This is a genomic window from Buttiauxella sp. BIGb0552 (assembly GCF_004366275.1).
Classification (GTDB): domain Bacteria; phylum Pseudomonadota; class Gammaproteobacteria; order Enterobacterales; family Enterobacteriaceae; genus Buttiauxella; species Buttiauxella gaviniae.
On sequence record NZ_SODY01000005.1, the window covers coordinates 1 to 18,577 of the forward strand.

The following is an 18,577-nucleotide window of genomic DNA, read 5'->3' on the forward strand; positions in this document are numbered from 1 at the left end:
GATTGCTGCAGTCAGAGTGGTTTTACCATGGTCAACGTGGCCGATAGTACCGACGTTGACGTGCGGTTTTGTACGTTCAAATTTTTCTTTAGACACGGCTATATTCCTTACTGTTGCGCTCTCCCCTCAAGGAGAGAGCACGGGATCAATGTTTTTTAAAACTCTGGGCTTATTTGCCGCGAGCTTCGATTACGGCCTGAGCAACGTTGTTTGGCGCATCATCATACTTCAGGAATTCCATGGAGTAAGATGCACGACCTTTGGTCAGTGAACGCAGTTGAGTTGCGTAACCGAACATTTCAGACAACGGAACTTCAGCGTGAATCTGAACGCCAGTAGCGTTAGATTCTTGACCTTTCAGCTGACCACGACGACGGCTAAGGTCACCGATAACGTCACCGGTGTTCTCTTCCGGAGTTTCAACTTCAACCTTCATGATAGGCTCAAGCAGAACTGGTTTCGCTTTCTTAAAGCCATCTTTGAAGGCAATAGAAGCGGCCAGTTTAAACGCCAGTTCAGAGGAGTCAACGTCGTGGTAAGAACCGAAGTGCAGACGCACGCCGAGATCTACTACTGGGTAACCCGCCAGAGGACCAGACTTCAGCTGTTCCTGGATGCCTTTATCAACAGCAGGGATGTATTCCGTTGGGATCACACCACCTTTGATGTCGTTGACGAACTCGTAACCTTTCGGATTCGAGCCCGGCTCCAGTGGGTACATGTCGATAACAACATGACCGTACTGACCACGACCACCAGACTGCTTAGCGTGTTTACCTTCAACATCGGTAACTTTCGCGCGAATCGCTTCACGGTAAGCAACCTGAGGTTTACCAACGTTAGCTTCAACGTTGAATTCACGTTTCATACGGTCAACGATGATGTCGAGGTGAAGCTCACCCATACCAGCGATGATAGTCTGGTTAGTTTCTTCATCAGTCCATACGCGGAATGATGGATCTTCTTTAGCCAGACGACCCAAAGCCAGACCCATTTTTTCTTGGTCAGCTTTAGTTTTCGGTTCAACAGCGATAGAAATTACCGGTTCAGGGAATTCCATACGCTCCAGAATGATCACATTGTCCTGATCACACAGGGTATCACCGGTAGTCACTTCTTTCAGACCAATAGCTGCAGCGATATCGCCCGCGCGAACTTCTTTGATCTCTTCACGTTTGTTAGCGTGCATCTGAACGATACGGCCCAGACGCTCACGCGCTGATTTCACCGGGTTGAACACGGTGTCGCCAGAGTTAACAACGCCAGAGTAAACGCGGAAGAAGGTCAGGTTACCAACAAACGGGTCAGTTGCGATTTTGAACGCCAAAGCAGCAAACGGCTCGTTGTCGTCTGAGTGACGAACAGCCGGAGTGTCTTTACCGTCGTCCAGCATACCGTTAATCGCAGTAACGTCAGTTGGAGCTGGCAGATATTCAACAACCGCATCCAGCATCGCCTGAACACCTTTGTTCTTAAATGCAGAACCACAGGTAACCAAGATAATTTCGTTGTTCAGTACGCGCTTACGCAGAGAAGTTTTGATCTCTTCTTCAGTCAGCTCTTCGCCACCAAAGAATTTCTCCATCAGTTCGTCAGAACCTTCAGCAGCGGCTTCAACCAGTTTCTGGCGCCATTCTTCGGCCAGTTCCTGCATATCAGCTGGGATCTCTTCGTATTCGAAGGTCACGCCCTGATCGGCTTCATTCCAGTTGATGGCTTTCATTTTCACCAGGTCAACAACACCGGTGAATTTCTCTTCCGCGCCGATTGCCAGTTGCAGAGGCACCGGAGTTGCGCCCAGACGTTTTTCGATCTGGTCAACGACTTTCAGGAAGTTAGCACCCATACGGTCCATTTTGTTAACGAACGCGATACGTGGAACTTTATATTTGTTTGCCTGACGCCATACGGTCTCAGACTGTGGCTGAACACCACCAACAGCACAGTAAACCATTACCGCACCATCAAGAACACGCATGGAACGTTCAACTTCGATGGTGAAGTCAACGTGCCCTGGGGTGTCGATGATGTTGATGTGGTGTGGTTCGAACTGTTTGGCCATACCAGACCAGAAACAGGTGGTCGCAGCAGACGTGATGGTAATACCACGTTCCTGCTCCTGCTCCATCCAGTCCATAGTGGCTGCGCCATCATGAACTTCACCGATTTTGTGGTTTACACCGGTGTAGAACAGAACACGTTCGGTAGTAGTAGTCTTACCGGCGTCGATGTGAGCACTGATACCAATGTTACGGTAACGCTCAATGGGTGTTTTACGAGCCATTTGATTCCTCTATATCCTAGGACGTTCATTTAAGTAACCCAAAGCGGGCAGCTCACATGAAGCGCCCGCTTGGTGACTAACACTCCGAAGGGATTACCAACGGTAGTGAGCGAACGCCTTGTTGGCTTCAGCCATACGGTGAACGTCTTCACGTTTCTTAACTGCAGTACCTTTGTTCTCTGCAGCATCAGAAAGTTCGTTCGCCAGGCGAAGAGCCATGGATTTATCACCGCGTTTACGAGCAGCTTCTACGATCCAACGCATTGCCAGAGCATTACGACGAACCGGACGTACTTCTACTGGAACCTGATAAGTAGAACCACCAACACGGCGGGACTTAACTTCGACAGTCGGACGAACGTTGTCCAGAGCGACTTCGAAAGCTTCCAGTGCTTGTTTACCAGAACGCTGAGCCAGGGTCTCCAGCGCGGTATACACGATAGATTCAGCAGTAGATTTCTTACCATCTACCATCAGAATGTTTACAAATTTGGCCAGCAACTCTGATCCGAACTTAGGATCTGGAAGAATTTTACGTTGACCAATGACGCGACGACGTGGCATGGGAATACTCCGTTGTTAATTCAGGGTTGTCCAAAACTCTATTGAGTTTGACATTTATTTAAAACGTTTGGCCTTACTTAACGGAAACCATTAAGCCTTAGGACGTTTCACGCCATACTTGGAACGAGATTGCTTACGGTCTTTAACGCCGGAGCAGTCAAGTGCACCACGAACGGTGTGGTAACGAACACCTGGCAAGTCTTTTACACGACCACCACGGATCAGGATCACTGAGTGTTCCTGCAGGTTGTGACCTTCACCACCGATGTAGGAGGTAACTTCAAAACCGTTAGTCAAACGCACACGGCATACTTTACGCAGTGCGGAGTTTGGTTTCTTAGGAGTGGTAGTATATACACGAGTACATACGCCACGTTTCTGCGGGCAGGCTTCCAGCGCAGGCACGTTGCTTTTTGCAACTTTGCGAGCGCGTGGTTTGCGTACCAGCTGGTTAACTGTTGCCATTAAATAGCTCCTGGTTTTAGCTTTTGCTTCGTAAACACGTAATAAAACGGCCTCATATAATATGAGGACGCAGAATTTTAGGGCTGAGCCGAAAAGGTGTCAAGAAATATACAACAATCCTGGATTTTACCAGGAAATATGTTGTTCGTGTTTAACCGTCAATGCAACGAAGTCAGTATAGCTGACCTTGCCTACACCGGTTGAAATTTGAGCAGTTAAGCCGCGAGCCTCGATATCTTCCTGCAGAGCATACACAGTAATGGGGGCTGAGAGCAGTAAATCAAGGGCTTTGGTCCCTGAGAGGGCTGCAATGACCGCATCTTGCCGTAATAAAAGTTCATCACCATGCTTCACACAGCGCAGCAACGATTCAAAATCGGTCTGAAAAGGTGAGTGTTGTAAAATATGCAGCATGTCGCCTCAGAAGGTTAGCACCACATCAAATTGATGCAGCATTTCGCACAATGCATCAGGCTCAAGCGGTTTAGCATCGAGAACCCAGTTTCTTTCTGGCGATAACCCTCGTTCACGGATCGAAGTCGCGCAGAGATAACACTGCTCGATATCGTACAACGGCAGCACGCGGAATGTCGCGATGTAGTCTCTGGAGAGGATAAGGCCTGGTTGCTGATCTGGTATCAGTTGCATAACCCCGTCGCCAATGAAAAACACGCCGATGTCTTCGGTTAGTGCTGATGTGGCAAGTAAGGCATCAAGCCCTTCACGCCCGCTGGCGCTTCCATGAGGTGCTGATTGAAATACGAATGCTACACGCTTCATCAGAATTGTACCGTCCGATCACAGCTCAACGAAGCCTGAGCCAGTGCCCCTAACCCACTAAGGGTGAAGCCAGGCTGCATATTATGACAAGGTAAACCGAGCTGTTTAGCTTGCTCTGCGTCAGTAACACCGCGACGCAGCGCCGCTGCAACACAGATATGCAATTCAACACCATGCTGTTCATTGAGTTGCTGCCACGCGCGAACAATATCAAATTCATCATTTGCAGGGGATGTAAGAAGGTTTGCGTTATAAACACCTTCGCGGTAGAAGAACACGCTTTCTAATGTGTGCCCTTGAGCAATAACGGCCTGAGAAAACTGCAACGCACTACTCGCCTGCTGCGTACCATAAGCTGGGCCTGTCACCAGGATGGCAAAACGCATTACTTATCCTGCCCCTGGAAATCACCGTTTTTGAATTGACGGATATAGAGATAAACCGTGTGCTTAGAAATATTCAAACGATCGGCAACCTGGTTAATCGCATCTTTGATATCAAAGATACCTTTCTCGTAAAGGTTCAGCACAATCTGCCGATTCTTGGCGTTGTTGGACACATTGCGATCGGCATTCACTTCTTCAATCGTGAATTCCAGCGCCTGCATAACCAGATCTTCAACTGAGGATGCAAAGTTCACCGATGAAGCCACTTCAGGCGTTTCTGGCGGAATAAACGTCGACATAATTTGCGAGAATGGAACATCAAGATTGATGTTGATACACAATAAGCCGATAACACGTTCATCACGGTTACGAATGGCAATAGTCTCTGACTTCATCAGGACACCGCTTTTTGCACGGGTGAAATAGCATTTGGAAACGCTACTATCCGCACCAGTCATATCATGCAGCATACGTAAGGCAAGATCGGTAATCGGCGAGCCAATTTTGCGCCCAGTGTGTTCACCATTTGCGATGCGAATAGCGGAACACTTCAGATCTTGCAGCGAGTGCAACACAATTTCACAGTGAGAACCAATCAGCATCGCTAACCCGTCCACCACCGCTTCGTAGGATTTTAATATTTCAAAGTCGGTTTGTTCGAAAGGACGCTGGTCCAGTAAATCAAGCTCACTGGTTTCATTGGTTAAAAGCGAATTGGACATTTAAAGATACCACCCTCTACAGAGAGCCTGTCGCGCTTAAATGGTGTCAGGGCAGACTCATACTCGTTGTTGCGCAGCCTGCTAAGGTAATACAGCGTAAGAGGCGCTTTCCAGCTTTTATTATATCCTGCCTCAAATAAAAAACCGCCGCCCCTGAGGACGGCGGTTAATAATGCCTTATTTGCTCTTAGCTGCATCAGCTTCTGGAGCGGCTTCTGGTTTCGCGTCTGCTTTAGGCGCTGGTTTAATATCCAGCAGCTCAACGTCGAATACCAGTGTGGAGTTAGCCGGAATTCCCGGAACGCCAGTTTTGCCATAAGCCAGTTCTGGTGGAATAACCAGTTTGATTTTCCCGCCTTTCTTCAGGTTTTTCAGGCCTTCAGTCCAGCCTGGGATAACACCGTCAAGACGGAAAGAGAGTGGCTCGCCACGGGTGTAAGAGTTGTCGAACTCTTTACCGTCGATAAGCGTACCTTTGTAGTTCACAACAACAGTGTCGCTGTCGGTTGGTGCTTCACCTGTACCGGCTTTGTCGATTTTATACATCAGGCCAGTAGAAGAAGTTTTAACACCTTTCTCTTTTGCGAAAGTATCACGGAAGGCTTTGCCTTTATCCGCGTTTTCTTTAGCGTCTTTTTCCATTTTCGCTTGAGCGGAAGACTTCACGCGAGCTTCGAAAGCTTGCAGAGTCTGCTCAATTTCCTGATCGGATAATTTGCTCTTGTCAGCAAATGCATCCTGAACGCCGGCGATAAGCTGGTTCTTGTCCAGCGTGATCCCCAGCTTTTCTTGTTCTTTCAGAGAATTTTCCATATAACGGCCCAGCGAAGCACCTAATGCGTACGCAGATTTCTGGTCGTCATTTTTGAATGCTGCGTTGCTTGCAGCTGGTGCCGCAGGGGCAGCAGCATCTTTAGCAGCAGCCGGAGTCGCAGGGGCAGCGAACGCCGGAGCGCTCAGGGCAACGGCCATCGTGGTCGCCAGTAGCGTTACTTTAAACAGTGATTTCATCCATTTCTCCAGGGCCGGGGCCTCTAACCCCAAGGTTATTATCAACTAAGAGACGTACTATAACGTCGTGGAAGAAATCTACACAATCTCTCCGCGCCTTATCGAGACAAATTCAGACTCTTTTTGTATAAAGAAGTTTCGTCCTGAGCAAAACGACGCTGTACCGTGCAGAATTTTTCAGTAGAATCGCCAGAAATTGTCCATCCGCAGGCCAGGAGTATTAGCCATGCAACAGAAATCGACCGAACAACGGCTAGAAGAACTTGAGAGTCGTCTTGCTTTCCAGGAGATTACTATAGAAGAGTTAAATCAGACGGTAACGGCTCATGAATTAGAGATGGTCAAACTGCGCGAGCATTTCCGCTTGCTAGTTGAAAAACTAAAAGCCAGCCAGCCTTCGATGGTGGCATCAGAAGCCGAAGAGACTCCACCTCCGCATTACTAGTTACCAAAAGAAAAGGCGTGTCAGTGACACGCCTTTTTTTATCTTTCGCAGATTAGTGGCAACCGCAACCGCCATTACCGCCACAACCGCCTTTACCATGTTCATGTTCATGGTCGTCGCCGTGACCGTGACCACCACAGCAACCACCTTCATGGTCGTGATCGTGGTGATGATCATGTTCGCCGTGAACGTGGCCATGAGCCAGTTCTTCAGCAGTTGCTTCGCGAATTGCGATAACTTCTACGTTGAAGCTCAGGTTTTGACCTGCCAGCATGTGGTTGCCATCAACAACAACGTGCTCATCTTCAACGCCAGTAATTTCAACTGGTACTGGGCCCTGGTCGGTGTCAGCCATAAAGCGCATACCAACTTCCAGCTCATCAACGCCCATGAACACGTCTTTAGGAACGCGTTGCACCAGGTTTTCGTCATACTGGCCGTAAGCATCATTTGCGCCAACATTCACGTCGAAACGATCACCAACAACGTGACCTTCCAGCGCAGTTTCCAGACCTGAAATCAGGGAGCCGTGACCATGCAGATAGTCCAGCGGCGCACTCACCGGAGACTCATCAACCAACACACCGTCTTCTGTACGTACCTGGTAAGCCAGGCTGACCACCAGGTCTTTTGCTACTTTCATGATATCTCCTGAGCGAGCGTGAGAAAAAAAACTGGCGCCGATTGTAGCGGAATTTAGCGCCGGTGTACCCCTAAGCTTAAAAAAAGCTGGAGCATCTCGCTAGTCCGGATGAAAAATCCCAATGACTTGCTCTTGTTCGCGAACATGCTCACGAACTTGCTTATCCGCCTCACGCATTTGGTGGCCGCACTTAACACACTCAACAATATCGACATTATTCTCACGCCACATCGCGAGGGAATCTCGCTCCTGGCATTCGGGGCAAACAGCCCCGGCAATAAAACGTTTACGCACCGGCATTCGCTTCACCTTATTTATTCAAATTCATCCCAACCATCGAACTGCCGACGCTCTTGCTGCATCTCGCGTTCGAAAATCTCTTCTAACTCACGACGCGCTTCACGCACCCTGGAAATTTGTGCGTTATCAGTATGAATCGGCATTAACTCACGCAGCATGCTCATATCCAGACGGCGGAAATGGAGCTGCGCGCGGTGCGCCTGATGAGGATGCATCCCCAATGTCATCAGCGCCTTGCGACCTAATTCGAGCGCACTGGAGAAAGTTTCACGTGAGAACTGTGTCACTCCAGCTTGCAACAATTCATGCGCTTCTACACGACCACGGGCTCGCGCCAGTATCGCCAGGTGTGGAAAGTGTTGTTGACACAAATGGACGACTTTCATTGTGTCTTCCGGCTCATTACAGGTGATAACGATAGACTTTGCGGTCTCCGCTCCTGCCGAACGCAGCAACTCAAGCTCCGTGGCATCGCCGTAATAGACTTTATAGCCATATTTACGCATCAGACTGACTGAGCTAATGTCTCTCTCAAGAACAGTAATGCGCATTTTGTTCGCCATCAGCAAGCGGCCAATCACCTGCCCAAAACGCCCAAAGCCGACAATAATGACTTGCGGCTGATCGTCTTCAACGTAAGGCTTTTCATCGTTTTCGTCGTCAGCAACATTAAATCGCCGCGCCAGAATGGCATCAACGCCTTTCATCAGCAGTGGCGTGGTCATCATTGAAAGTGTAACCGTCACCAGCAACAGCGGCATTTGGTCACCGCTGAACAGCTTTTGTGATGAAGCCGTAGAGAAAAGTACGAATGCGAACTCCCCGCCCTGGCTTAGCACGCCTGAAAACTGTAGTCGCTCGGAGCTGCGCAAACCGAAAAACCACGACAGGCCATACAGTACGCCGGCTTTAACCGCCACCAACACCACTACGCCTAAAACAACCCAGAAGATATGGGTGTAAAGCACGCCGAGATTTAATGCCATGCCAACGGAGATAAAGAACAAGCCGAGCAATAATCCTTTAAAGGGATCAATCGCGATTTCCAGTTCGTGCCGGTATTCGCTTTCTGCCAATAACACGCCGGCGATAAACGTCCCAAGCGCCATTGAGAAGCCCAGCGCATCCATAAATAATGCTGACCCCAACACCAACAGTAATGCCGCCGCTGTAAAGACTTCGCGCACGCCGGAACCCGCAATAAAGCGAAATACCGGTTTCAGCAGATAACGCCCGCCAACCAACATCCCCGCAAAAGCCAGTACTTTGAAGCCGATCTTTATCCAGTCGGTATGCCCGCCGTCATTACCGGCCAACAACGGCACTAGCGCAATTGCCGGAATGACCGCCAAGTCCTGAAACAGCAACACAGAAAAACCAAGCTGCCCGGACTCGTTGCGATTCATACCTTTATCACGCATCAGCTGTAGCGCCATCGCCGTTGATGACATCGCCAGGCCAATCCCGCCAATTACCGCGGCTTGCCAGGAAAATTGAGTCAACATCAGCAGCCCAGCCAGGATCGTGGCACTGAGTAATACTTGTGCCGCACCGACACCAAATATCGAACGCCGAAGTTGCCAAAGTTTGGAAGGGTTCAGTTCCAGCCCGATGATAAACATCAGGAATACAACGCCCAATTCCGAGAAGTGAAGGATTTCATCTACATCGCTGATAAATCCTAATCCCCACGGCCCAATTGCAATACCTGCCAGCAAATAGCCCAGCACTGCGCCAATCCCTAAACGGGCGGCAATAGGTACGGCAACTACAGCAGCAAACAAAAACAGCACTCCGGCCAGTAATACGTCAGAACCTTCCATCAGCGGCCTCCCGGTAATGTCGGTGAAGCCAACCATTCACCATAAGCTTTCGCATGGCTGGCCAGCTCCTGGGGAGATTGCCGACGTGCCCAGTAAACAATCATCGGGTTCATCCAGTGCATACGGCACATGGCGGCAGTGAGTTCAAAGGGACGTAAAATATCGGTCAGCGGGAAGCGGTTAAAACCATCGTGCCGATAAGCACCTTCTGGCTCTCCGGTGGTAATCACACTACGCCAATACTTTCCCGCCAGAGCGGTACCTCCGACACCACTTGCGAAGCCACGGCTCAACACGCGATCCAGCCACTCTTTTAGCAATGCGGGGCAGCTATAGGTATAAAGCGGATGTTGAAAGACGATGACATCATGCTCTTTCAGTAATGCCTGCTCACGATAGATATCAATAAAAAAGTCAGGATAGTGCGCATAAAGATCATGCACAGTGACATTGGCAAGCTGCTGCGCCGGCTGGAGTAAGACGCGGTTTGCGACCGAGTCTTGTGACTCCGGATGGGCATATAGCAGCAAAACTTTCGGCGGCTGCGACATCATTACCCTCCAGGGCGTCGTCATAGTGATTTTTTTGGGCTACCATGCAGCCCGACGCGGTGCCGATAGCATCACGTTACCTTAATATAATGACAATTTAACATACTCTGAACATACGGCGCTTTATGATTGTTTTCTCCTCGTTACAAATTCGTCGCGGTACCCGCGTTCTGCTGGATAACGCCACCGCTACCATCAATCCGGGCCAGAAAGTGGGTCTGGTGGGTAAAAACGGCTGCGGTAAATCCACACTGCTGGCGCTGCTGAAGAACGAGATCAGCGCCGATGGCGGAAGTATGACCTATCCTGGTAACTGGGCGTTGGCCTGGGTAAACCAGGAAACCCCCGCACTGGCGATGCCAGCCATTGAATATGTTATTGATGGCGACCGTGAATTCCGCCAGCTTGAAGCGGAGCTGGCAAAAGCCAATGAGCGCAACGATGGCCACGCGATTGCACTGGTGCACGGCAAGCTTGATGCGGTTGATGCCTGGACGATTCGCTCACGTGCGTCGAGCCTTCTGCACGGTTTAGGCTTCAGCAATGAACAACTTGAACGCCCGGTCAGTGATTTTTCCGGTGGCTGGCGTATGCGCCTGAACCTGGCACAAGCACTGATCTGCCGCTCAGATTTACTTCTGCTTGATGAACCAACCAACCACCTGGATTTAGACGCCGTTATCTGGCTTGAGCGCTGGCTGAAAAGTTATCAGGGCACATTGATTCTGATTTCTCACGACCGTGACTTCCTTGACCCGGTGGTGGGCAAAATTATTCATATCGAACAAGAGTCGATGTTTGAATACACCGGCAACTACTCTTCGTTTGAAAGCCAGCGCGCGACGCGCCTTGCTCAGCAGCAGTCGATGTATGAAAGCCAGCAGGAGCGTGTTGCTCACTTGCAAAGCTTTATCGATCGTTTCAAAGCCAAAGCCAGCAAAGCAAAACAAGCGCAGAGCCGGGTGAAGATGCTCGAGCGCATGGAATTGATTGCGCCGGCACACGTCGACAACCCGTTCCACTTCAGTTTCCGCGAGCCAGAAAGCTTGCCGAATCCGCTATTGCGAATGGAAAAAGTCAGTGCTGGTTATGGCGAGCGCGTGATCCTTGATTCCATCAAACTAAATCTGGTGCCTGGCTCACGCATTGGTTTGCTCGGTCGCAACGGTGCTGGTAAATCAACGCTTATCAAACTGCTGGCGGAAGAAATCAAACCGTTGCAGGGTGATATCGGCTTGGCAAAAGGCATCAAGCTCGGTTACTTCGCTCAGCATCAGTTGGAATATTTACGCGCTGACGAATCCCCACTTCAACATCTTGCACGTATCGCACCGAAAGAGTCTGAACAGCAGTTGCGTGATTATCTCGGCGGTTTCGGCTTCCGGGGCGATAAAGTCACCGAGCAAACAGCTCGCTTCTCTGGTGGTGAAAAAGCGCGTCTGGTTCTGGCATTGGTTGTGTGGCAGCGCCCCAACCTGCTGCTGCTCGATGAACCGACCAACCACCTTGATCTCGACATGCGTCAGGCGCTGACCGAAGCGTTGATTGATTTCGAAGGCGCGCTGGTTGTGGTATCGCACGACCGTCACCTGTTGCGTTCAACTACCGACGATCTCTACCTGGTTCACGATGGCAAAGTGGAAGCGTTTGATGGCGATCTGGAAGATTATCAACAGTGGCTTGTGGATCTGCAAAAGCAGGAAAACCAGCCCGACGATTCCGCGAAAGATAACGCCAACAGCGCCCAGGCACGTAAAGACCAAAAACGCCGCGAAGCCGAATTACGCACGCTAACTCAACCATTGCGTAAGCAAATCACCACGCTTGAAAAGCAGATGGAAAAGTTAAATGTGCAGCTTGCTCAAGTCGAAGAAAAGCTGGCTGACAGCGCCATTTACGACCAAAGTCGCAAAGCAGAAATGACCGAATGCCTGCAAACTCAGGTGAAAGTGAAGTCAGCTCTGGAAGAATGTGAGATGGAATGGCTTGATGCGCATGATCAGTTAGAACAGATGATGCAGGCCGAATGACTGTTTGGCCTCACTAAAAGTGAGGCCAAACAACTCAATGCCAAATCAGCAGCACGCACGCAGCCGTCAGCAATCCCATAAATACGTTGAAGATTGTCCAGGCGCGGCGGCTACGAAGCAATGTGCCAATCATGCTGCCAAAGGCAATCCAGATGATGCCTGCGACAATGTTAACCAGTGCAATACCAATACTGATTAACACAACCGAGTGCAGATACTGGGAACCTGCAAGGCTGAAACTTGCTACTGCGCCTAGCGCCATCAACCATGCTTTAGGGTTGATAACCTGTAATAAACCGCCCTGCCAGAAAGGAATCGGTTCAGGTGGCGGTGCATCCGTTTCCAGTTTTTCATAGGTTGCGGAGCCGATTTTCCAGGCCAGCCATAATAGGTAAACACTCCCGGCAATCTTCAGGATAAGGTGCAAAGCTGGATATAAAAGGATTAAGCTACCGACGCCAAACGCCACCAGCAATAGAATGCATTGCATTCCCAGCATAATGCCTATCATCAATGGTATGGTGCGCAGGAATCCGTAATTCGCCCCGGATGAAGTGAGTAGCATATTGTTTGGGCCAGGTGTGATAGCAGCAACCCAGAGAAAGCCCAGCATTGAGAAAAAAAGCGTTTCCATGAAATGGGTGTTCCACACCCCGTAAAGTTAATTAGCAAACTAAATGAAACTAACAGTGTGATATGGCTACGACAAGTCCCGCAGTATTGAATTTTAATCACGAAGAAGATGAGCAATTTCGTCCGTTGAAGGGTGTGAGTAATCCACACCTGCAAACCATGCTTCCGCGTTTGATTCGCCGTCGCCTCAATTTCAAACCTCACTGGCAGCGTCTTGACATGCCAGACGGGGATTTTGTCGATCTTGCCTGGAGCGAGGACCCGCGCCAGGCAATGCATAAACCACGGTTAGTCGTTTTTCATGGACTCGAAGGTAGCCTGCACAGCCCATACGCTCACGGTTTAATCGAGGCCGCCAGCAAGCAAGGCTGGTTAGGCGTGGTAATGCATTTCCGTGGTTGCAGTGGTGTACCTAATCGCATGAAGCGTATCTACCACTCCGGTGAAACGGAAGATGGAAGTTACTTCCTTAACTGGCTCAGTACCCGTTATGGCAAAGTGCCAACGGCGGCGGTCGGTTTTTCTCTCGGCGGCAACATGCTCGCCTGCCTGATGGCAAAACAGGGTGCCGATTGTACGCTTCAGGCCGGTGTAGTGGTTTCAGCCCCTCTGATGCTTGAACATTGCAGCGCACATATCGAAAAAGGCTTCTCACGCGTTTATCAGCACTATCTTTTAAATCTGCTGAAGAAGAATGCCGCGCGTAAGTTAAGAAGCTATCCGGGCACACTCCCGGTAGATATGCGTCAGCTTAATGGAATGCGTCGTCTGCGCGAGTTTGACGATTTGATTACCTCAAAAATTCACGGCTTTGCTGACGCTATCGATTATTACCGCCAGTGCAGCGCTATGCCGCTGCTGCCACAAATCAAAACGCCGACGCTCATCATCCACGCAAAAGATGACCCGTTTATGGATCACCATGTGATCCCCGATAAAGCTATCTTACCTGCCAATATCGAGTATCAACTCACGCGATACGGCGGGCATGTTGGGTTTGTGGGTGGCACGTTACGGCGCCCTGAAATGTGGCTTGAGCAACGTATCCCGCAGTGGCTGTCTCAATTTTTGGACCAGTAATATGATGATTCCCTGGCAAGATCTGCCTCCCGAAACGCTTGATAATCTGATTGAATCCTTTGTATTACGCGAAGGCACCGATTATGGTGAACAAGAGCGTTCACTGGAGCAGAAAGTGGCCGATGTTAAGCGCCAGCTGCAAAGTGGTGAGGCTGTGCTGGTATGGTCGGAACTCCATGAAACGGTAAATATTATGGCTCGCGGGCAGTTTCGCGGCTAAGCGTTTAACTTCTATACTGCATAATAAAACCACCCTCACCCAGCTATCTCCCTGAGGGTGAGGACCAGCCCTTACTTACACACACTTGCTATCACCCATGGAGTTGTTGCCTTATGTCAGCCAAACATCCGGTTATTGCCGTAACAGGTTCCAGCGGCGCGGGAACGACAACAACCAGCCTTGCCTTCCGTAAAATCTTCCAGCAACTCAATTTACGTGCAGCGGAAGTCGAAGGTGACAGTTTCCATCGTTTCACTCGTCCTGAAATGGATATGGCTATTCGTAAAGCACGCGACCTGGGGCGCCATATCAGCTATTTCGGCCCGGAAGCCAATGACTTTGGTTTGCTTGAACAGACGTTCATTGAGTACGGCAGAACCGGGCAGGGTAAGTCACGCAAGTATCTACATACTTACGATGAAGCCGTACCCTGGAACCAAATCCCCGGAACCTTCACGCCATGGCAACCATTGCCAGAACCCACTGATGTTTTGTTTTATGAAGGTTTGCACGGCGGTGTAGTTACGCCACAGCACGATGTGGCTAAGGCCGTCGATTTGCTGGTTGGTGTAGTACCGATTGTGAACCTGGAGTGGATACAAAAGTTAGTGCGCGATACCAGCGAGCGCGGGCATTCCCGAGAAGCGGTAATGGATTCTGTGGTTCGTTCTATGGACGACTATATCAATTACATCACACCGCAATTCTCCCGCACCCATATCAACTTCCAGCGCGTCCCAACTGTTGATACGTCTAACCCATTTGCGGCTCGCGGCATCCCTTCTCTGGATGAAAGTTTTGTGGTGATTCATTTTCGCGGGCTGGATGACATCGATTTCCCGTATTTGCTTGCCATGCTGCAAGGGTCGTTTATTTCCCACATCAATACTTTGGTGGTGCCGGGCGGCAAAATGGGTCTGGCAATGGAATTAATTATGACGCCGCTCGTTAAGCGACTGGCGGAAGGGCGAAACATTAATCAGGGCGGCTAATCACCGCCCTGTTTTACACACTAAGCATCAATCACTTCATAGCTATGAGTAACGTTGACCGCTTTTTCAAGCATCAGTGCTACAGAGCAGTATTTCTCAGCAGAGAGGTCTACTGCACGGGAAACTGCAGCATCTTTTAGCTCTTTGCCTGTCACGATGAAATGCAGATTGATGTGCGTAAACAAACGCGGAGCCTCTTCACGGCGCTCAGAGGTCAATTTCACTTCGCAGTCGGTCACGGCGTAGCGGCCTTTTTGCAAAATAGAAACTACGTCAATTGCACTGCAACCGCCAACGGACATCAGCACCATTTCCATTGGGCTTGGTGCTTTATCACCAGAATTGCCATCCATAAGGATCTGGTGCCCTGAAGCGGACTCGCCCAGGAAGGTAAACCCTTCAACCCATTTCACTCGTGCCTGCATGCTGCTTACTCCTGTAGAAAAATTACCTTTCAGAGTACGCAGATTCAGCAAATCTGGCAACGGAAGGCGACATGCGTCAAGCTGAAACGAGACAACAGGAGACACTTGCCAAAAGCTATGCTAAAACAATCCAGATGCTACATCGATACATTGACGTAATGCATGTATGCAGAGGACATCACTAATTACAGGCAGCAAGAATGACTTGCATGCCATCTCCCCAAGGTGGGGAATATTCTAATTACTTGCAACGCCAGACAGGATGTTTAGCGTCCTGTCGTTGGTAGCCAGTTATAAAACAGAGGATAACCGCGCATGGTGCTTGGCAAACCGCAAACAGACCCGACTCTCGAATGGTTCTTGTCCCATTGCCACATTCATAAGTATCCATCGAAGAGCACACTCATTCACCAAGGTGAGAAAGCAGAGACGCTGTATTACATCGTCAAGGGCTCTGTGGCTGTTCTGATTAAAGATGAAGAGGGCAAGGAAATGATCCTCTCCTATCTAAATCAGGGCGATTTCATTGGTGAGTTAGGGCTGTTCGAAGAAGGTCAGGAACGTAGTGCCTGGGTTCGTGCTAAAAGTGCCTGTGAAGTGGCTGAAATTTCTTATAAAAAATTCCGCCAGCTGATCCAGGTCAACCCAGATATTCTGATGCGCCTGTCTTCACAAATGGCTAGCCGTCTGCAAGTTACATCTGAGAAAGTGGGTAATCTGGCATTCCTGGATGTGACTGGTCGTATCGCGCAGACGCTGCTGAACCTGGCTAAACAACCTGATGCAATGACCCACCCAGACGGTATGCAGATTAAAATTACCCGTCAGGAAATCGGTCAGATCGTGGGTTGCTCTCGCGAAACTGTTGGTCGTATCTTGAAAATGCTGGAAGATCAAAATCTGATCTCCGCTCACGGTAAAACGATCGTCGTATACGGCACTCGTTAATCTCCGTCTAAAAAATGGCGTGTTGCTTCATAACACGCCTTTTTTGTCTCTACACTTCCCTCACTTGCTCTAAATAATTCATGTTGCAGGTAGGCGGTAAGCTCAGGAATCCCCAGGAGCTTACTAAAGTAAGTGACTGGTGTGACTGAGTACAACCAACAACCCTGCAACTTGAAGTATGACGAGCAAATGTGGCGACGGCTGATCTACCATCCTGAAGTTAACTACGCACTGCGGCAAACGCTGGTGCTGTGCCTTCCGGTGGCAGTAGGTTTGCTCGTCGGCGATCTCCAGTCTGGCCTGCTTTTCTCGTTAGTTCCTGCCTGCTGCAATATTGCGGGCCTTGATACTCCACATAAGCGCTTCTTCAAACGTCTGATTGTTGGCGGCAGCCTTTTTGCCATCAGCAGTCTGATCATGCAGCTTTTATTACTTTATACCTCCGTACCGTTGCCGGTGATATTGGTCGTGATGGCGCTCTTGCTTGGGGTCACGGCAGAAATCAGTTCCTTGCACGCTCGTCTGCTTCCCGCATCACTCATTGCTGCCATATTTACACTCAGCATGGCCGGAAATATGCCGATCTGGAAACCGATGGTGCTGTATGTCTCCGGTACGATTTGGTACGGCGTATTTAACTGGTTTTGGTTCTGGATGTGGCGCGAGCAGCCACTGCGGGAATCATTGAGCCTGCTCTATCGGCAGTTGGCAGATTACTGTGAAGCAAAATACGGCATGCTGACTCAACATACCGATCCGGAAAAAGCGCTCCCTCCTCTGCTGGCTCGTCAGCAAAAAGCGGTGGATCTCATTACCCAATGCTACCAACAGCTTCATATGCTGGCGGCAAACCAGCAAAACGGCTACAAGCGTTTGCTACGTGCATTCCAGGTAGCACTGGATTTGCAAGAGCACATCTCGGTAAGCCTTCACCAACCAGCTGAAGTTCAGAAGCTCGTCGAGCAAAGCCATGCAGAAGCGGTTATTAGATGGAATGCTCAGACCATCGCGGCGCGCTTACGCGTACTGGCTGACGACATTCTTTACCATCGTTATCCACAGCGTTTTACGATGGAAAAACAGATCGACGCCCTTGAGAAAATCGCCCGTCAGAATCCAGATAACCCGGTTGGGCAATTTTGCCATTACCACTTCAGCCGTATCGCTCGCGTGCTACGCACCCAACGCCCGCTGTATGTCCGTGATTTAATGGAAGACCGGCAACGCCGTTTGCCACTGTGGGCGGCATTGAAAAGTTATTTATCGTTGAAGTCAGCGGCGCTTCGCAACGCAGCAAGATTGGGTGTGATGCTCACGATAGCCAGTCTGTTGGGTGCATTTTTACATCTGCCCAAGCCCTACTGGATTTTAATGACGGTAATGTTCGTGACGCAAAACGGCTACGGTGCCACACGAGTTCGTATTCTCCACCGTTCGGCGGGCACCATTGCAGGCCTTGCCATTGCAGGTATTGCGCTTCACTTCCACTTCCCGCAAAGCATTGCTCTGGGCGCGATGCTGGTCATTACGCTGGTGAGCTATCTGTTTATTCGCAAAAGCTACGGCTGGGCGACGATAGGCTTTACGGTGACCGCCGTTTATACCCTGCAATTGATAACATTAAGTGCCGAGCAGTATATCGTCCCTCGCCTGATAGATACCCTGCTAGGCTGCTTGATAGCCTTTGGCGGCATGGTGTGGCTGTGGCCACAATGGCAGAGTGGCTTGTTACGCCAGAACGCCCACGATGCGTTGGAAAGGGATCAAAATGCAATTCGCCTGATTCTTAGTAATGACCCCGAACCAACGCCGCTCGCTTATGAACGTATGAAGGTCAACCAGGCACATAACGCGCTGTTTAACTCCCTGAACCAGGCGATGCAGGAACCTGGGTTTAATTCGCATTATCTGGCGGATATGAAACTGTGGGTGACGCACAGTCAGTTTATTGTCGAGCATATTAACGCAATGACGACTTTGGCTCGCGAACACAATATGTTGACGCCAGATCTTGCCCAGCGCTATTTGCAGTCATGTGAAATTGCGCTGCAACGATGCCAACAGCGGCTTCAGTATGATGGGCCTGGGGAAACCAATGATGCGAATATTCTGGACCCGCTAGAAGGGCTTCCAAACGGGCCATTAAGTACGATGGAACAGCATTTGCAGAGGATACTGGGCCATCTCAGCACCATGCATACCATATCTTCGGTTGCATGGCGTCAACGGCCACATCACGGAATCTGGCTGAGCCGCCTGCGGCGCTCAGATTGAT

General features: G+C 49.9%; 22 protein-coding genes. 7 read left to right on the plus strand and 15 right to left on the minus strand.

Annotation, left to right across the window (positions count from 1 at the left end; genetic code table 11):
- The 9 genes from EDF88_RS15170 to fkpA all read right to left on the minus strand — a co-directional run.
- Window positions 1-96: GTP-binding protein (locus EDF88_RS15170; protein WP_001967706.1), on the minus strand; the 96-nt coding region annotated here is incomplete at its 3' end.
- 73 nt (window positions 97-169) lie between these two features.
- A complete protein-coding gene (gene fusA / locus EDF88_RS15175) occupies window positions 170-2,284 on the minus strand; it encodes an elongation factor G (RefSeq protein WP_034499038.1) in 2,115 nt (704 codons plus the stop codon).
- A gap of 93 nt (window positions 2,285-2,377) precedes the next feature.
- Entirely contained in the window at window positions 2,378-2,848 is a 471-nt protein-coding gene (rpsG, locus tag EDF88_RS15180; RefSeq protein ID WP_034499040.1) for a 30S ribosomal protein S7, read from the minus strand.
- A gap of 90 nt (window positions 2,849-2,938) precedes the next feature.
- Window positions 2,939-3,313, minus strand: a complete 375-nt coding sequence (gene rpsL / locus EDF88_RS15185; RefSeq protein WP_003023654.1) for a 30S ribosomal protein S12 — start codon at window positions 3,311-3,313, stop codon at window positions 2,939-2,941.
- A 126-nt stretch (window positions 3,314-3,439) separates the two neighbouring features.
- Complete coding sequence (tusB, locus tag EDF88_RS15190; protein ID WP_134185625.1) at window positions 3,440-3,727, minus strand: sulfurtransferase complex subunit TusB; 288 nt, start codon at window positions 3,725-3,727, stop codon at window positions 3,440-3,442.
- A gap of 6 nt (window positions 3,728-3,733) precedes the next feature.
- Entirely contained in the window at window positions 3,734-4,093 is a 360-nt protein-coding gene (gene tusC, locus EDF88_RS15195) for a sulfurtransferase complex subunit TusC (RefSeq protein ID WP_064514261.1), read from the minus strand.
- Window positions 4,093-4,479: a sulfurtransferase complex subunit TusD gene (tusD, locus tag EDF88_RS15200; protein WP_064514263.1), complete on the minus strand. Its 387-nt coding sequence runs from the start codon at window positions 4,477-4,479 to the stop codon at window positions 4,093-4,095. The genes tusC and tusD overlap by 1 nt, the downstream gene beginning before the upstream one ends.
- A complete protein-coding gene (locus EDF88_RS15205) occupies window positions 4,479-5,201 on the minus strand; it encodes a transcriptional regulator (protein WP_034460202.1) in 723 nt (240 codons plus the stop codon). The genes tusD and EDF88_RS15205 overlap by 1 nt, the downstream gene beginning before the upstream one ends.
- 177 nt (window positions 5,202-5,378) lie before the next feature.
- Window positions 5,379-6,212, minus strand: coding sequence for an FKBP-type peptidyl-prolyl cis-trans isomerase (fkpA, locus tag EDF88_RS15210; RefSeq protein WP_064514265.1), 834 nt, complete (start codon window positions 6,210-6,212; stop codon window positions 5,379-5,381).
- 226 nt (window positions 6,213-6,438) lie between these two features.
- On the opposite strand from fkpA, the gene EDF88_RS15215 reads away from it, so the two are divergent.
- Complete coding sequence (locus tag EDF88_RS15215) at window positions 6,439-6,657, plus strand: protein SlyX (protein ID WP_034460204.1); 219 nt, start codon at window positions 6,439-6,441, stop codon at window positions 6,655-6,657.
- A gap of 52 nt (window positions 6,658-6,709) precedes the next feature.
- Here the strand turns inward: EDF88_RS15215 and slyD are convergent, their stop codons facing one another.
- From slyD to kefG, 4 genes are all read right to left on the minus strand, one after another.
- Entirely contained in the window at window positions 6,710-7,300 is a 591-nt protein-coding gene (gene slyD, locus EDF88_RS15220; protein WP_064514268.1) for a peptidylprolyl isomerase, read from the minus strand.
- A gap of 99 nt (window positions 7,301-7,399) precedes the next feature.
- Entirely contained in the window at window positions 7,400-7,600 is a 201-nt protein-coding gene (locus EDF88_RS15225; protein ID WP_064514270.1) for a YheV family putative zinc ribbon protein, read from the minus strand.
- 14 nt (window positions 7,601-7,614) lie between these two features.
- Complete coding sequence (kefB, locus tag EDF88_RS15230; RefSeq protein WP_064514272.1) at window positions 7,615-9,423, minus strand: glutathione-regulated potassium-efflux system protein KefB; 1,809 nt, start codon at window positions 9,421-9,423, stop codon at window positions 7,615-7,617.
- Window positions 9,423-9,974 carry a glutathione-regulated potassium-efflux system ancillary protein KefG gene (gene kefG, locus EDF88_RS15235; protein WP_166671987.1) on the minus strand — a complete coding sequence of 184 codons (552 nt, stop codon included), beginning with the start codon at window positions 9,972-9,974 and terminating at the stop codon, window positions 9,423-9,425. The genes kefB and kefG overlap by 1 nt, the downstream gene beginning before the upstream one ends.
- 125 nt (window positions 9,975-10,099) lie before the next feature.
- Here kefG and EDF88_RS15240 point away from each other — a divergent pair, with 125 nt between their 5' ends.
- Window positions 10,100-12,004: an ABC transporter ATP-binding protein gene (locus tag EDF88_RS15240; protein WP_134185629.1), complete on the plus strand. Its 1,905-nt coding sequence runs from the start codon at window positions 10,100-10,102 to the stop codon at window positions 12,002-12,004.
- 34 nt (window positions 12,005-12,038) lie between these two features.
- On the opposite strand, the gene EDF88_RS15245 is transcribed toward EDF88_RS15240, so the two are convergent.
- Window positions 12,039-12,638 carry a LysE family translocator gene (locus EDF88_RS15245; RefSeq protein ID WP_134185631.1) on the minus strand — a complete coding sequence of 200 codons (600 nt, stop codon included), beginning with the start codon at window positions 12,636-12,638 and terminating at the stop codon, window positions 12,039-12,041.
- Window positions 12,639-12,700: 62 nt separating this feature from the next.
- Between EDF88_RS15245 and EDF88_RS15250 the strand changes: the two genes are divergently transcribed.
- The 3 genes from EDF88_RS15250 to EDF88_RS15260 all read left to right on the plus strand — a co-directional run bounded on the left by EDF88_RS15250 (window position 12,701) and on the right by EDF88_RS15260 (window position 14,929).
- Window positions 12,701-13,717 (plus strand): hydrolase, encoded by a 1,017-nt coding sequence (locus tag EDF88_RS15250; protein WP_134185633.1) that lies wholly within the window; start codon window positions 12,701-12,703, stop codon window positions 13,715-13,717.
- Window position 13,718: 1 nt separating this feature from the next.
- Entirely contained in the window at window positions 13,719-13,937 is a 219-nt protein-coding gene (locus EDF88_RS15255; RefSeq protein WP_034460225.1) for a YheU family protein, read from the plus strand.
- 113 nt (window positions 13,938-14,050) lie between these two features.
- Window positions 14,051-14,929, plus strand: coding sequence for a phosphoribulokinase (locus tag EDF88_RS15260; RefSeq protein ID WP_064514282.1), 879 nt, complete (start codon window positions 14,051-14,053; stop codon window positions 14,927-14,929).
- Window positions 14,930-14,949: 20 nt separating this feature from the next.
- On the opposite strand, the gene EDF88_RS15265 is transcribed toward EDF88_RS15260, so the two are convergent.
- Complete coding sequence (locus tag EDF88_RS15265) at window positions 14,950-15,354, minus strand: OsmC family protein (RefSeq protein ID WP_064514284.1); 405 nt, start codon at window positions 15,352-15,354, stop codon at window positions 14,950-14,952.
- A 315-nt stretch (window positions 15,355-15,669) separates the two neighbouring features.
- Between EDF88_RS15265 and crp the strand changes: the two genes are divergently transcribed.
- Both crp and EDF88_RS15275 read left to right on the plus strand, forming a co-directional pair.
- Window positions 15,670-16,302, plus strand: coding sequence for a cAMP-activated global transcriptional regulator CRP (gene crp, locus EDF88_RS15270; RefSeq protein ID WP_034499073.1), 633 nt, complete (start codon window positions 15,670-15,672; stop codon window positions 16,300-16,302).
- Between the two features lie 189 nt (window positions 16,303-16,491).
- Window positions 16,492-18,576 (plus strand): YccS/YhfK family putative transporter, encoded by a 2,085-nt coding sequence (locus EDF88_RS15275; RefSeq protein ID WP_064514520.1) that lies wholly within the window; start codon window positions 16,492-16,494, stop codon window positions 18,574-18,576.
- Window position 18,577: the final 1 nt, after the last annotated feature.